A 14,805-nucleotide genomic window follows, 5' to 3' on the forward strand; every position below is an offset into this window, starting at 1 on the left:
TAGAGGTTCTAGAAAATCTTTCTCCATACAACTACGATGGCTAAACCCCGAGTATGGAGATGATTAGGATGCAGACATGGTGGAAGAAAAACTTTGCTGAGTGTCAATTCAGTGATCAGCGCTTGACCCATCGAGCCTTAAAGATTGGTCAAGCAATTTGCGAAGGCTTCGGCCAAGCCCTGTCGAGTATTTTCAAGACTGCAACAGAGCTCAAACGCTCTTATGAATTTTCGCCAATGGGAAAACTAGTGCTTCGCCACAGTGATTATGACAGGATAGTTTGGGGATAGAGTCGGCTGAGTTTAGTTCGTGCATCATCCACCGTAAACAACCAATTAACCGTTGCCTTATCATGGTTCCGCCTTTTTTCCCCATGCAGTGACCTCGTACCGGAGTTGTTCAATATCAGGAATCCGCCGATTTAAGCATTGCCTCGAAAGGGCAGAGAACTCAAACTCAATCATATTGAGCCAACTGCCATGTTTTGGGGTGTAGTGAAACTGAATACGCTTGAGAATCCGCAAGGCTTCATCTGGATTGAAGGTTTTGTAAAGTGCTGCGGGAGAATGGGTATTGAGATTGTCCAAAACAACATGTAGCTTGTCAGCCTGGGGAAACAGACCATCCACTAGATATTGCATGCAAAGTGCAAAATCTTCGCTTTTGCGATGCTCAGTCACCTTCAAATGTCGCCAACTTTTGAGCGGTTGAAAAAAGCCAAATATATTACAAGTGCCCTTCCGCTCATATTCATGGTCGTAGCGTTGAGGACGACCGGGCTTCGGTGGACGGGGCACCCGGGTTTCGCCAATCAGTTGGCAAGGCCGTTCATCAAAACAAACAACAGGCTCATCAGGATCGTAGGGTTGGGCATACCAATCTAGAACGTTCTCCATCCGCCAAACAAAGTCTGCGCCTACAGTAGAAAAACACCACTGCTCTTTTAGCCAAGGCTTAAGCTGTTTTTTTCGAGCGTACGTCGCACAGTTTCATCCGATAGGCTTTCGACGACTTTAAGTTCAACCAGCCGTTCTGCCAATAGCTGCATGGTCCACCGGCAACAACCGGTTGGTGGGTCGCTACAAGCTGTCGCAATTAGCAAGGCCTCTGCTTTGCTATCGAGCTTCTTTTGCCCTCCTGGTCTGGGACGCTCATTGAGGGCAAATTCCACACCACCTTCAACAAATTTCTGGCGAGTACGATGCACGGTAGAGATGCCTGCATTGAGCATTTGAGTAATGGTATCGTCTTTGTGTCCCTCATCTGCCAACATCAAAATCTGGGCTCGTTTCATTTTTCGCGCTGACAGGGTTCTACGTCGGGTGAGTTGTATCAGCTCACTGCGTTCTTCAGGCGTTAGCGTCACAATATATTTGTCAGGCATGATTAGTTGGCTAAAAACAGCTAGATTGTTGCTAGCTTACCTATCCAATTCAGTGTGGTCGAGCACTAGCTTTGCTCTTGTGATTACGCCTCATTGTCGTGCAACCGCCCGAGCCATTGCTGAGGAAGAGATTACCTTGTGCGTGGGTGATACGAGCTTTTTAGATTACGGAGGCATCAAGAAGAAGCGTCAAGGCTATGGTCCTCAAGGCAATGGGGGAAATGGCTTATTGCTCCACAGTGCCTTAGCTGTTGACCCGGCGCAGGGTCAGCCGTTGGGGTTGCTATGGCAAAAGGTATGGAATCGTCAGCATCGACCCCAGCCTCCGAAAAAGGAAACCCCGCGACAAAAGAAGAAGCGTCAGGCAAAGGCGCGAAAAGCTTCTCGGAATCGACCGTTTGAGCAAAAGGAATCCTATCGTTGGGTGGAGGCCATGCAAGCCGTAGAGAAAATAGTGAGTCCGTCAACCCGCACCATCCATGTGTTCGACCGAGAAGGAGACATCGCCGAAGTGTTCGAGCAGCTCAACCATCTTCGCAACACAGGGGTTGTGGTCAGAGCCTCACATAATCGTCGACTTGAGCAAGACCCTAATCGGCTGTGGGAAAAGCTGGAAGCCCAAAGGGTTCAATTGGAGTATGAAATTGACTTACCCAAAACGAAAGACCGGAGTGCACATACAGCCAAGCTAGTGGTGCGCTGTTGTCTTGTCCAACTGCAGCGACCCACCCGTCTAGCTGATAGTCACCCCCTCCAAGTCTATGCCGTTTATGCCACAGAAGTAGATCCCCCAGAGGATGAAGACCCTGTCTCATGGATGTTGCTCACGAGTGAAGCGGTCACCACGGTGGAGATGGCCCAGACCATTTTGCGCTGGTACACATACCGATGGAGAGTGGAGGAATATCACAAAATTCTCAAATCAGGGACTCAGGCGGAGCGGTATCGTTTGGCGGCTGAGGGGATGAAAACCTTATTGGGATTCCTATGTGTCACTGCTGTAGAGCTATTGCGTCTGACCTACTTAGAACGCACATCTCCGCAACGTCCTGCTCAAGATGTCGTCACACCTTTGCAACTCAAGGTTCTTATTTCTAAGACACCGAAAGTTCCCAAACCCCTCACTGTTTCTTGGGCAGTGAAGGCGGTTGCACGACTCGGAGGATACTTGGAGCATCGTCGCAATACACCGATTGGGATTCAAGTCCTTTGGAAAGGATGGGCTAAGTTAAATCTCCTGATGGAGGGCTGGCAGTTAGCAACCCAGGAGACTTACCGTGAAAAGTCAGATAGTTTGATAACTGAACTGATGCTCGTATCGTTTCTAATAACGTCTTGGCTTCAGGGCTAAGGGAATATTTCGGGTTAGTAGCAATGACAACTTCATGCACAAGAGGAGTTCCAGGGATAGTTTTAACGACTAGATCTTTACCTTGAAGGTTGGAGGCAACCTGAGAACCGGGTAAAATAGCAATTCCAAAGTTGGCTAGTAAGATTAATCGTAAGGATTGGGCACCACTAAATTCAACAACTGTCTTGATACTGCGCTTGTGAATTCGAAATAACTCTTCTACAACAGAACGTATTCCGTAATTAGAGCCTTGCCGAGGCAAAACAATAGGGTACTGGCAAATATCGTCCCATGTAAGATTAGCGACTTGAGCCAATGCATGTGCAGAAGAGCATACTAGACTAAGAGGCTCTTTATACAAAACTTCAGTATGAAGCGTTTCGATGGGTAAAGGAGAAGACATCCAAGCTAAATCAATAGTCTGATTTTGCAAGCCATGAATAAGTTCATCCAGTGGATACTCAAAGATTTGCAGGTTGATATTAGGATTGAAATCATGGAAGTTTTTCAATACAACCGACAAACAGTGTTCAGCATTAACACTAGTTAATCCTAAACTTACTTTATTTACAGAGGTTTGAGCTGCCTTAAGAGCTGCAAATACGCCTGTTTCAACATTTTGCAAACCCGACTGGCAATACTCAATAAAAGCCTCACCCGCTTTACTTAAATAAACTTTATTTGAACCACGATTAAGTAACTTAACCCCAACAATACGCTCAAGCCTCTGTATTTGTTGGCTTACAGTGGGTTGAGATAAATTCAAGGCTAAGGCGGCCTCAGTAAAACTGCCTCTCTCAGCAACTTCAATGAAAGAAATGAGGGCCGACATCTCTATATTACTAAGACAATACTTATCCATCAAAAAGGCTGCAAGTCAAAGTTTAAACAACTAAAAGCATAGAAAAGAGCTATTGAATTACATATTATGAACTTTTAGTATTTGATGTTCTCATCAACCAGAATCAAAATCTTTTCAACTTTATTGTGTTAATAAAATGCTACGGCTAATCAATAAAAACACTTACTTCAAACAGGCATCTATCTTAAGATTTTTATACTGCCAAATAGCGATGCAATAAGGAATCTGCGAGTTTGTCAGTTTTACCTTTTTCCACAATAGCCCCCTTCTCCATGATGAAGAATTGCTGAGCAAGTTTACGAGCAAATTCAATTTTTTGCTCAACAACAATGATGGTAATGCCTTTCTCAATATTGATACGTCTCAAAGTATCTTCAATTTCTTGGACAATAGAGGGCTGAATTCCTTCTGTTGGCTCATCCAGCAGTATAATTTTAGGGTTACACATTAGACCGCGTGCTATGGCAAGCTGCTGTTGTTGACCTCCACTTAATAGGCCCCCTTGACGTTGCAAATGCTCTTTAAGCATTGGGAAAAAATCATAAATCTCGGCTGGAATACGCTTTGCCTTCTTCCCGCTCGCACTAAAGCCCATCTTCAAATTGTCTAATACGGTCAAGTAGGGAATAATTTCTCGACCTTGTGGAATATAGGCAATTCCTTTTCTGGCCCGCTTATAGGTTGGAGCCTTCGTAATATCGGCATCATTGAAGTAAATGTTGCCACTCGTTAAGGCATTCAAACCGATAATACTGCGCAAAAGAGTTGTTTTACCTACGCCATTTCGTCCCAATAGGCAGGCTATTTCTCCCTCCGCAACAGACATATCAACATCAAATAAGACTGGAGTTTGGCCATAGCCAGCCGTTACATTGACTAAATCCAATAATGGCCTAGTGACAGCCATATCATCTTCTTTACGCAGCAGTGTTGATGGTTTCACGGCCGAGATAAACCTCAATAACTTTAGGATTAGCTTGAATACTTTCGATAGAGCCTTCTGCCAAGACCTGGCCTTGGTGAAGCACTACGATTCTTTTTGCTATTTGTTTCACAAATTCCATATCATGCTCAATCACCACAACTGCATGAGATTTGGAAATGCTTTTAATAATTTCTCCTGTCATGTAGGTTTCGTCTCCTGTCATCCCAGCTGTAGGTTCATCAAGTAAGACAATGGACGGATCCTGCGCCAAAACCATTGCAATTTCAACCCACTGCTTTTGGCCATGGGATAGAGAGGACACCTGCTCAAATGCTTTATCGACTAAGCCCGTTCTCTCTAGAGCATCGTGAATTTTGCTTTTTTTGGTTTGAGTTAATTTGGCTGTGATGGAAGCCAGAATCCCATGGGTTCCCTTAAGAGCTAAGAGAATATTGTCAAATACGGTTAATTCGTTATAAACATTAGGGTTTTGAAACTTCCGGCCAATACCCATCCGAGCGACTTCATGGGGCAGCTTATTGGTAATCTCCTTACCTTGATACCGAATATGCCCCGACGATACAGGAGACTTACTCACAATGGCATCTAGTAGTGTACTTTTCCCTGCACCATTGGGACCAATAATCGTCACAATTTCACGATCAAATACATTCAGGTTCACACCACTTAAGGCTTTAAATCCTGAAAAAGTGACATTTAAATCTTCAACGGATAAAACGGCATCCATATACTCCAACCCTCAATCCAATACTATTTATTTTTTCGTCAATACTGATATGGGCAATGGCTTCGGCTTTGATAAATTTGCCATTGAAGCTTGCTTAGGTAACAGACTCATCAATCCATTCGGTAGGAATAGAACAACAACTAATAACAAAATCCCAACAACAAGTTGCCAATCCTGAGTCACTTTTTCAGCGTAGTTCTGCACTTGTCCCAATAAAATCGCGGCAACTAATGGCCCCACTATGGATCCTCGACCGCCGATAGCCACCCAAATAACCACTTGAGTACCAAAAGCAACCGCTAAGTACACCGGAGAAATGAAGCGATTGAGGGGGACAAATAGCCCCCCAGCTACACCTGCGATCGCAGCTGAAAGGGTCCAGATAAAAATCTTAAATTGCGCTACATCATATCCCAAAAAAGATATCCGTTTTTCATTCTCATTAATCGAACGTAAAATCAGGCCAAAATTAGATTGCGTAAGGAACCAACTTAAAGCAATTACAAAGGCCGCATAGGCCAAAATCAAAAAATATAGTCCTATCGGTTTAACTTGAACCCCAAAAAACCTCAAGCTACTGACATCGGTAATCCCATTTGTGCCACCAGTATAGGCCTGTTGACTAATGAAAAAAGTGGTTAAGGCAGATGAGATCGCTAAAGTAATGATAGTGATATAGACCCCACTCACTTTAGAACGAAAGATGAAATAGCCAATGATATAAGCAAATAATGCTGGAACAGCGAAAGTTGCGACTAGGGCCACAGGAAAATGCTTCAAAGGAGCAATAAACCAAGGCAGTTTCTCTAATCCATTCCAGACCATAAAGTCAGGCAATTCTCCTCCGTAGGTATTTGAAGCAGCCGAGAGATTCAGCTTGAGATAATAGGCAGAAGCATAGCCTCCCAACGTAAAAAAGACCCCATGGGCAAAACTTAGAATACCTGTAAATCCCCAAACTAAGTCCAGGGAAACTCCTAATGTGCCAAACAACAATAGTTTAGACATCAAAGATAACTGAAAGCTATTTAAAGTGAAGGGCAATATAGTAAAAATCAATAGTGAAATACCACTCACCACAACCAACTTCTTAGGAAAAGTTGATTGTTTATATCCCATAACAATATTCGTCATTTAAAACCTCCAAAAGATCATCAACTAGCACGGAATAAATTCTGGAAATCATGCCCGTTTCTGAACTGTAAATAGACCTTCCGGACGATAACGAATTAACACGATGACAGCTCCCAACACGATGACTCTAGCAAGGGGGTCATTAAGAAGAAAAGCGATGATGGCGTTAGCCTCACCAATTAATAGAGAACCCGCTAAAATCCCAATTAACTTGTCAACGCCCCCAGTGACCACCACCATCCAAGCATCCACCAAGTAATCTTGGCCCATCGGAGGGGCTACAGACTTTAAAGCCGAAATAACGGCACCCGCTACTCCTGCCAAACCACAGCCATAAGCAAAAGTGCCCATGTCAACTAGTTTGGTGTTTACACCAAGGCACATGGCCATATCTCGATTTTGGGTCACTGCTCTAATCTGCCTACCCCAGGAAGTGCCATAAAATAGATACAAGGTGAGTCCTAATAATGCCAGTGCAACTCCAACAATAAATAGACGATAGTAGGAAATCGCGACCACTGCGGCACCGTTTTCATCTGAAACCAAGGGTATATTTCCAGACAAATAAGCGGGAGCTTTCACATACTTCAATTGAGCTGTAAAAATCAGCTTTACAACGCCCTGCATCACAATACTCAATCCCCAGGTCGCTAATAGCGTTTCTAGGGGATTACCATACAATCTACGAATAATAGTAATTTCTACAACTGCACCAATTAGAGCAGTAATCAAGAAAGCTAAAGGAATCGTCAGGAGTAGGTCTAATTGAAAGGCATCTTGAAACACAAAGGTGACATATGCCCCTAACATAATGAACTCACCATGAGCCAAATTTATAATGCGCATCACTCCAAAAGTAATCGCTAAGCCCAACCCTGTTAACAGCAAAATTCCCACAATACCGATCCCATTGAGGGCCTGATTAAGAAGGGTATAAACATCAAAACTTTCAGGAGATGCTGCTTCTTCCTGAGCCAACAAGAAGTAGGGGGTCGAAAATACTGAAGAGAATGAGATATCCAACATAGGCTTAATTCCTAAGACCTAATAAAGCTAAAGACTATGGGTGAAACAGAAAAACAGCACCCTGTTCAACATTTCTAAATTGAGAATCTAGTTCTTGATAGTTAGGAGAGATACTTAGGTTCTAAATCTTTACCTGTCTCAACCGTTGGGTCTACCCGAGTGTCAGGAGTAGGATGAACACAAGTTCTACCTTTGTATAGAGTTTGGCTCCAAGCAATCGGTTTCACTGCTGCATCTGTCGAAAAGACAATTTCTGCTTGGCCATCCTCTTTCCACTTGCCAATTCTGGAATAAAGGTAGGTGTGGTAGTTCTCAGGATCTATTTTGACCTTTCCTTGAGGTGCATTAAACTCTTGCCCTCTTGTTGCCTCCCGGATGGTCCCAGTATTGAGTTCTCCACCTTCATCCAGAATCTTCTTCATCGCCTGAGCCATAAAGAAAGTCTGCAAATAAGCAGCTTCCATCACACCGTTCGTAACCCGGTTTCCTCCAAACATCTCTTTGAACTGCTCCACAAAGAGCTTGTTTTCTGGCGTGTCTACGGTCTGAAAATAGTTAAAACTCGTATAGTGACCGGATGAATATTCAGGTCCCATGGCCTGAATTTCTTCTTCGGTAGTGGGATAAGCCATAATCGGCATCTTATCTGCAGTAATTCCCGCATCCTTAAATTGCCGATAAAATGCGGGAATACTATCCCCAACCAGATTACTTAAGACAAAATCAGGTTTTGCTGCTTTGATTTTGTTGATAATCGTAATAAATTCTGTTGTACCCAGGGCTGCGTATTCATCCCCTACCACTTTTCCACCAATTTTTTCTAATTCTGCCTTGGCAATTCGGTTACTCTCTTTAGGGTAGATATAGTCAGAACCAATAAAGAATCCTTTGGGGCCAAAGTTTTTGTGACAATAGGGAATAGAGTCCGTAATCTGTTGGTTTGGAGCCGCCCCGGTATAAAAGACATTAGAACTACATTCATTGCCCTCGTAATAGACCGGATAGTAGAGAATGGCGTCCTTGTCTTCAAAAACAGGTAAGACAGATTTTCGACTAGCTGATGTGTAACATCCCAATACACATACGACCTTATCTTCATCGATCAGGCGCTTGGACATTTGATTATACAAATCCCAGTTGGAGTCTGGATTGACGACAACCTTTTGGATTTTACGGCCAGCAATACCCTCACCATTCCCTTCCCAGGGTCCAGTTCCAGAATTAATTTGCTCAATGGCCAAGAACGTCGCATCTTGGAGTGATTTTTCTACAATGGCAATGGTGCCCGTCGTAGAATACATCACACCAACCTTGATTGGATTCTCACCTAAATCAACACTCTGGGTAGAAGAACCGCTTGAACATGCTGCGACAATACCAGAGCCTACTGCTAACGAACTATACTGAATAAATTTTCGACGACTGATGCCTTCAGAGGATGATTGGGGCTTTGTCATAGTTTTAGCTAACCAAAACAGGTGCAAATACAACATAATTAAGAGAAAACACTTAAGTCTAAGGAAGAACAAGAGCCATTTAATATTCAACAAAAAAGCTAGTGCTCTTTTAATGGCTGTTCTTCAAAAGTATTTCACTCGAAATTATTTTATTTGAGGTGCATAGGTTACTCGCTCAGCTAGCAAGTAAAGACCTAAGTACCGATAGGAAGAAATATCATTAGTAAAAGATTACTGTAGTTTTAAATTGATTTTGTAATCCTATATACAAGGCAGCTGCTATTACAATAAAATTGACTTTATACATAAAAAATAGGTTTGTATGTCATGAAATCTCTACTTTATTAAACTAAGCAGAAAATAATGCATGGGCTTTTTAAGTGAGATATCTGAGAAAAGGACGAATCTGATTACTTGAATATCAGCATTATTGGGTTTAACAATATGCCTATTGATTAACTCAATAATTCTTCTGCTATTTTATCGTTGCATATGAATTAGTATTGTCACCAATGAAATAAGTGTATTAATTACGGGAATAAGCCTTTTCAAAAACATTCTATGTAATGTATAAAGGAATACATTTATTTAGAGATGTTTGTTTGACTTATGGTCTATTTCTCTTGTGAAACCCATTAAAATAGGAGAGTCAGATGGCATTTCATGGTGATATTTCTTCAAGTTATGATTCTGTTGGCGTTGCTGTCGTTAACTACAAAATGCCGAGGCTACATACTCAAGATGAAGTATTAGCTAATTGCAATAATATTGCTGAAGTCATAGATGGAATGAAGCAGGGCCTGCCTGGTTTAGACCTTGTGATTTTCCCTGAGTATTCAACTCATGGCATTATGTATGATTCCCAAGAGATGATGGATACAGCTTCCAGCATTCCAGGCCCTGAAACGGATATTTTTTCTGAAGCTTGTATACGGAATAAAGTTTGGGGTGTGTTTTCCCTCACGGGGGAGCGCCATGAACAACACCCAGATAAAGTCCCCTATAACACCCTTATTCTGATAAATGATCAGGGGGATATCGTCCAAAAGTATCGCAAAATTATGCCTTGGACTCCCATTGAAGGATGGTATCCAGGAAACTGTACGTATGTTACCGAAGGTCCCAAGGGTTTAAAAATTAGTCTGATTATTTGTGATGATGGCAATTATCCTGAAATTTGGCGTGATTGTGTTATGAAGGGCGCTGAATTAGTCATTCGCTGCCAAGGATATATGTATCCCGCCAAAGAACAGCAAATCATTGTTTCGAAGGCGATGGCATGGATGAACAATACTTACGTGGCGGTTGCAAATGCTGCGGGCTTTGATGGCGTGTATAGCTACTTTGGTCATTCTGCAATCGTTGGGTTTGATGGTCGAACCTTAGGTGAATGTGGTGAAGAAGAAAATGGTATTCAATACGCTGCGCTATCCAAATTTTCGATTCGCGATTTTCGTAAACACGCCCAATCTCAAAACCACCTCTTCAAATTGTTGCATCGGGGATATACCGGCATCATTAATTCAGGGGAGGGAGATCAAGGCATGATGGAATGCCCCTATGACTTCTATAGGGAATGGGTTTTAGATCCTGAATCAACGAAGAAAAAGGTAGAAGCGTTAACACGACCAACGGTGGGAACCCATGAATGTCCCATTGATGGCATCCCCAATCCAGCTACCAAAATCCCTGAAGTGAGAGTGAAAGAATCAGAGCCGATTCCGGTAAGACAAATCATTCCCTAAGAATAGATGGTTGGGAAATCTCAGAATTGAGACCTCAAGGATCTATTCAAAACGTTGGGTTCGTACTTTTTGTATTAACTCAATCACGATAATTTCATGATATTAATATTTTAAAAAAATGATCAAATTATACAGTTAGAATCTTAAGTTTCGTTTGTGAATTACTTAATAATAGATTGAAATGTAAATAGTATCATAGCAAACAAAACTAATATTTATTCGTTGTATAGTTTTAGTTAGATTCACTCCAGCCTATGTTCTACGTAGGCCTTTTCTTTGCTTTTTTTAAATTTTATTCTATATAAGCATTCAAGATAGAAATCATTTCTATATATGTTTTAAGACAATTAAGCCTTAAAGCTTTAGATTTATATAGTCAATAGAATCATTCTAAATAAGCCTAGGGAATCTTGCGTAAGGTCAATATTTTATGGATATTTAGGGAATTAATTTAATCCATCTAAATCAATATTTACTGTGGCCATAAATCAACAAAAATAATTTTATTTAGAGAAATACAAATATTTTTATTAATCTTTATTCAAAAGTATCTAAATTATCTTTCAATTAAATTTTCCTGCTTTAACCTAACAATCATATTCATCCAGGAATTAATATTCTTGAGACTAATTCATAGATAAATAAATATTGATAAGTTTCATTCTTACTACTATTAGGACTGCATCACTATGCCCGAAACTCTCTTCAAAATAGATCTGACGAAGCCGATGCATGAACAAGATGTGCCAGGCCATAATCGATGGCACCCTGATATTCCAGCTGTCGTCTCTGTTAATCCAGGAGATATCTTCAGAATCGAATGTAAAGACTGGACAGATGGACAAATTGGCAATAATGATGATCCCAGTGATATCCGAGATGTTGAGCTACAAGTTGTTCATGTACTCAGTGGTCCGATTCATGTAAATGGTGCAGAACCAGGGGATATCCTAGTTGTGGACTTGCTTGATATTGGTGCTTTACCCGGAGATGAATGGGGGTTTACAGGCATATTCGATCGTAATAATGGAGGAGGATTCCTGACGGATCACTTTCCTGAGGCAGCAAAAGCCTGTTGGGATTTAGAAGGTATCTATACTGAAACTCGTCATATCCCTGGGGTAAAATTTGCGGGCATTACCCATCCTGGACTTATTGGATGTGCTCCATCCCAAGAACTATTAAATACCTGGAACCAGAGGGAACAAGCATTAGTTGACAAAGGGGACAGTGGTTGGGGGCCACCTTGGAAACCCCCAATCCCTCCCTATGCAGCACTTCCCAATCCAAATTATGCCGTCCTTGGGAAATTGGGGAGCTATGTCAATAAGGGACCAGAGTTTGACCGTGTTGCAGCAGAAGCCGCGCGTACGGTCCCTCCCCGAGAACATGGTGGTAACTGCGACATCAAAAACTTATCAAAAGGATCCCGCATCTATTTCCCGGTTTATGTTGAAGGAGCTAAATTATCCATGGGGGATATTCATTTCTCTCAAGGGGATGGAGAGATCTCTTTCTGTGGGGCCATTGAGATGTCTGGCTATATTGACTTACACGTCGACATCATTAAGGGGGGGATGGAAAAGTATTCGATGATCAACCCCATCTTCAAACCTGGTCCCGTTGAACCTCATTATTCTGAGTATCTAATCTTTGAAGGAATTTCTGTGGATGAATTTAGCGGAGAGCAATATTATCTTGATGCTCATGTGGCTTATCGAAGAGCCTGTTTGAATGCGATTAACTACTTGAAAAACTTTGGATTTACGGGAGAACAAGCATACTTGTTACTGAGTTGCGCCCCTGTTGAAGGGCGGGTTAGCGGTATTGTGGATGTTCCCAATGCTTGTTGTACCCTCGCTTTACCCACTGCCATTTTTGATCAAGATATTGTTCCCTCTTAATTCAATCTAATTGGTCATCCATTGTTGATGTGTTCTTCTCCTCAATGATTGAGTGCTGAGTCAGTTTTCAGTGCTCAATCTTCTCTCGTTTCTTATTTATTCAATAGTTTTGGAGAGTAAATTTTTATATGCCTTTGTACGATTATCGGTGTAATGAATGTGGAGATTTTGAAAAATGGCTCCAGATTTCTGATTTAGATTCACCTGTCTATTGTTCAGATTGTGATCAAGTTGCCAATCGGCTCATTTCTGCTCCAAACATTAGTCTTAATTCAGGTCGTTTTCCCAAAAAGTATGGTACTCCTGAATTGGTGACTCGCAAAAAAAGATCTGTATCTCCCCCTCGCTTACAAGAGGCCAAAGCTGGACGTCCCTGGATGGTCAGTCATTCCCCCGCTCGGTATTAACACCGCTCTTCCTTCATACTATTCGACAGGAATAGATAGGATTGGGGATGCTAGAAAGTACAATTTGGGTTCTGCTAGTCGGGTTTGGGGCTGGACAATTAGCCAAACGCCTAGGAGCACCAGGCCTAATTGGCATGATTCTAGTCGGTATTCTCCTGGGGCCTGAAGGTCTGAATCGCATTAGCACTGATATGCTGGCCAATGCGTCCGAGTTGCGTCAGTTCGCCGTTATGGTGATTTTAATGCGGGCAGGGCTGGGACTCGACCGGGACAAGCTCCAGCAACAAGGAAGCGTGGCGTTGCGATTGGGGTTTCTTCCTGCGATGTGTGAAGCGATCGCAATCACCGTAACCGCGATGGTGCTCTTTCAATTTAACTGGGCTACAGGACTACTTTTAGGATGCATCATTAGTGCTGAATCTCCTGCAGTTATCGTTCCGGCAATGCTGCGGCTGAAAAATCTAGGGTGGGGCGTAGGTAAGGGTATCGCTGATGCCATCTTGACAGGGAGCGCTTTATCAGATGTCTTTATCCTCCTGGTCTTTAGCTTGTTGATCAATTTCCTGGCTCAGGAGCAAAGCAATGGGCTGGCCCTGCTTCCCCTACAAGTTGTAATGCAAATTGGTGTCGGTGCATTATTTGGCTATGGCTTTGCCCGATTATTTACCCTTCTCTTGACCCAATTATTGTGGTTGGAAACTCAGGTGCAAGAAGTGCTTGTCGCGGCCTGTCTTGCCCTCTTGCTGGTGGTTGGCAACCGTTTCTTACCCATTTATTCTGGCTACCTGGCAGTGATGGCCTTTGGTTTTTTTATAATTGAGTTTTCTCCTCCCCTGGCACGACGCATGCGTATCGGGTTTAATACCTTGTGGGTCGGTGCTGAAATCGTCTTGTTTGTTCTTATGGGAGCTAGCATCCAGCTTCAAGTTTTGAGCAAAACTTTTTGGCCAGCACTACTAATATTGGTAATTGGTATTGTGTTTGGCCGAACGCTGGGGTGGGCCTTATCCACCTACCGTAGCAATTGGAACTGGAAAGAGCGATTGTTTCTCCTACCGGGCAATTCAGCCAAAGCGACCGTTCAGGCAGCCATCGGTGCTGTACCCCTCAGTCTCAATCTAGACGGAGGCGACATTATTCTTGCGGTTGCCGCTCTATCCATCCTGATCACGGCTCCTTTTGGTGCTTGGGCTATTCCTGCCTTTGCACCTAGATTACTGACTCAAGATCCCATTGATCCCACTAAAGTAACGGTCAATCGTAAGACTATCCTGTTAGCCGCAGTGGATACTTCAGAATTAGCGGTTCTCGTGTTAACGAAAACAGCTGAAATCGCTCGCCGTTGTCAAGCTGAAGTGATCGTCGTCCATGCCCTCCAAGGTGAGCCCACCGCATCGACCCAGACTTTAGAAACCCAAATCAGTCGATTGTTATTAGATGTGCCCCACCAATTTGTAATGATCGCCGGAACGGTATCAGATGTACTTCTCAAGTCTGCACAGCAATATCAAGCAGATGAAATCATCATGGGCAAACGGGGGCATCGACCTTGGCAACAAGTCTTTATCGGTTCTGTCTCTAGAGCTGTATTAGCAACCAGCACTATTCCAGTGATGTTGGTCGAACCCGATCGTTCTACCTCTAAACCTATTTGCTAGCCAAAGAATTTTATTCAGCATGAAAACAATTTGACTAGATAGGTATACGGATAATCTGATTTTGAATTGTCCTTTAGGTTTTCGCTCAAGATAGATACTCTTTCTGGACGTAAATAAGCTAGCTATGAATTTACTTTATTAGTAATTTATTTATTGTAGGCGATGCTCTTGTTCTAGTGAATCTGCTATTAAATTAAATAATTG

The 14,805-nt window shown here is 42.6% G+C and carries 10 protein-coding genes and 3 pseudogenes; 6 read left to right on the forward strand and 7 right to left on the reverse strand.

The features are described 5' to 3' along the window. Positions 1-68: 68 nt before the first annotated feature. A pseudogene (locus tag AM1_RS26985) lies at positions 69-245 on the forward strand (IS4/Tn5 family transposase DNA-binding protein); the annotation flags it as partial. A gap of 20 nt (positions 246-265) precedes the next feature. On the opposite strand, the pseudogene AM1_RS40025 reads toward AM1_RS26985, so the two are convergent. Beyond that, positions 266-1,384, reverse strand: a pseudogene (locus tag AM1_RS40025) (IS630-like element ISAcma30 family transposase). On the opposite strand from AM1_RS40025, the pseudogene AM1_RS27000 reads away from it, so the two are divergent. Continuing rightward, positions 1,383-2,657: pseudogene (locus tag AM1_RS27000) on the forward strand (IS4 family transposase); the annotation flags it as partial. The pseudogenes AM1_RS40025 and AM1_RS27000 sit on opposite strands and share 2 nt — an antisense overlap. Here AM1_RS27000 and AM1_RS38900 read toward each other — a convergent pair. The 6 genes from AM1_RS38900 to AM1_RS27025 form a co-directional block, all read right to left on the reverse strand. Continuing rightward, positions 2,608-3,597, reverse strand: a complete 990-nt coding sequence (locus AM1_RS38900; RefSeq protein ID WP_083776745.1) for a LysR family transcriptional regulator — start codon at positions 3,595-3,597, stop codon at positions 2,608-2,610. The pseudogene AM1_RS27000 and the gene AM1_RS38900 sit on opposite strands and share 50 nt — an antisense overlap. A 193-nt stretch (positions 3,598-3,790) precedes the next feature. Beyond that, complete coding sequence (gene urtE, locus AM1_RS27005; RefSeq protein ID WP_012166122.1) at positions 3,791-4,504, reverse strand: urea ABC transporter ATP-binding subunit UrtE; 714 nt, start codon at positions 4,502-4,504, stop codon at positions 3,791-3,793. 10 nt (positions 4,505-4,514) lie between these two features. Then, complete coding sequence (gene urtD / locus AM1_RS27010) at positions 4,515-5,270, reverse strand: urea ABC transporter ATP-binding protein UrtD (RefSeq protein WP_012166123.1); 756 nt, start codon at positions 5,268-5,270, stop codon at positions 4,515-4,517. A 27-nt stretch (positions 5,271-5,297) separates the two neighbouring features. Beyond that, a complete protein-coding gene (gene urtC, locus AM1_RS27015; RefSeq protein ID WP_012166124.1) occupies positions 5,298-6,404 on the reverse strand; it encodes an urea ABC transporter permease subunit UrtC in 1,107 nt (368 codons plus the stop codon). A gap of 48 nt (positions 6,405-6,452) precedes the next feature. Then, positions 6,453-7,430: an urea ABC transporter permease subunit UrtB gene (gene urtB, locus AM1_RS27020; protein ID WP_012166125.1), complete on the reverse strand. Its 978-nt coding sequence runs from the start codon at positions 7,428-7,430 to the stop codon at positions 6,453-6,455. A 101-nt stretch (positions 7,431-7,531) separates the two neighbouring features. After that, positions 7,532-8,887, reverse strand: coding sequence for an ABC transporter substrate-binding protein (locus tag AM1_RS27025; RefSeq protein ID WP_238549099.1), 1,356 nt, complete (start codon positions 8,885-8,887; stop codon positions 7,532-7,534). 653 nt (positions 8,888-9,540) lie between these two features. Here AM1_RS27025 and AM1_RS27030 point away from each other — a divergent pair. The 4 genes from AM1_RS27030 (at position 9,541) to AM1_RS27045 (ending at position 14,601) form a co-directional block, all read left to right on the forward strand. Beyond that, a complete protein-coding gene (locus AM1_RS27030; RefSeq protein WP_012166127.1) occupies positions 9,541-10,632 on the forward strand; it encodes an aliphatic amidase in 1,092 nt (363 codons plus the stop codon). Positions 10,633-11,321: 689 nt separating this feature from the next. Continuing rightward, on the forward strand, positions 11,322-12,536 hold the full coding sequence (fmdA, locus tag AM1_RS27035) for a formamidase (RefSeq protein WP_012166128.1): 1,215 nt from the start codon (positions 11,322-11,324) through the stop codon (positions 12,534-12,536). Positions 12,537-12,664: 128 nt separating this feature from the next. Next, positions 12,665-12,943 (forward strand): FmdB family zinc ribbon protein, encoded by a 279-nt coding sequence (locus AM1_RS27040; RefSeq protein WP_012166129.1) that lies wholly within the window; start codon positions 12,665-12,667, stop codon positions 12,941-12,943. A 47-nt stretch (positions 12,944-12,990) separates the two neighbouring features. Next, a complete protein-coding gene (locus tag AM1_RS27045) occupies positions 12,991-14,601 on the forward strand; it encodes a cation:proton antiporter (protein ID WP_012166130.1) in 1,611 nt (536 codons plus the stop codon). Positions 14,602-14,805 lie beyond the last annotated feature (204 nt).

This window comes from Acaryochloris marina MBIC11017 (assembly GCF_000018105.1).
GTDB classification, from domain to species: Bacteria; Cyanobacteriota; Cyanobacteriia; order Thermosynechococcales; family Thermosynechococcaceae; genus Acaryochloris; species Acaryochloris marina.

Bases quoted from the DNA above. Each gene is read 5' to 3' on its own strand.
- AM1_RS27030 (WP_012166127.1), top strand. From the start codon at position 9,541: ATGGCATTTCATGGTGATATTTCTTCAAGTTATGATTCTGTTGGCGTT.
- AM1_RS27040 (WP_012166129.1), top strand. From the start codon at position 12,665: ATGCCTTTGTACGATTATCGGTGTAATGAATGTGGAGATTTTGAAAAA.
- urtB (WP_012166125.1), bottom strand. From the start codon at position 7,430: ATGTTGGATATCTCATTCTCTTCAGTATTTTCGACCCCCTACTTCTTG.
- urtE (WP_012166122.1), bottom strand. From the start codon at position 4,504: ATGGCTGTCACTAGGCCATTATTGGATTTAGTCAATGTAACGGCTGGC.
- urtC (WP_012166124.1), bottom strand. From the start codon at position 6,404: ATGACGAATATTGTTATGGGATATAAACAATCAACTTTTCCTAAGAAG.
- AM1_RS27045 (WP_012166130.1), top strand. From the start codon at position 12,991: ATGCTAGAAAGTACAATTTGGGTTCTGCTAGTCGGGTTTGGGGCTGGA.
- urtD (WP_012166123.1), bottom strand. From the start codon at position 5,270: ATGGATGCCGTTTTATCCGTTGAAGATTTAAATGTCACTTTTTCAGGA.
- AM1_RS38900 (WP_083776745.1), bottom strand. From the start codon at position 3,597: ATGGATAAGTATTGTCTTAGTAATATAGAGATGTCGGCCCTCATTTCT.
- AM1_RS27025 (WP_238549099.1), bottom strand. From the start codon at position 8,887: ATGACAAAGCCCCAATCATCCTCTGAAGGCATCAGTCGTCGAAAATTT.
- fmdA (WP_012166128.1), top strand. From the start codon at position 11,322: ATGCCCGAAACTCTCTTCAAAATAGATCTGACGAAGCCGATGCATGAA.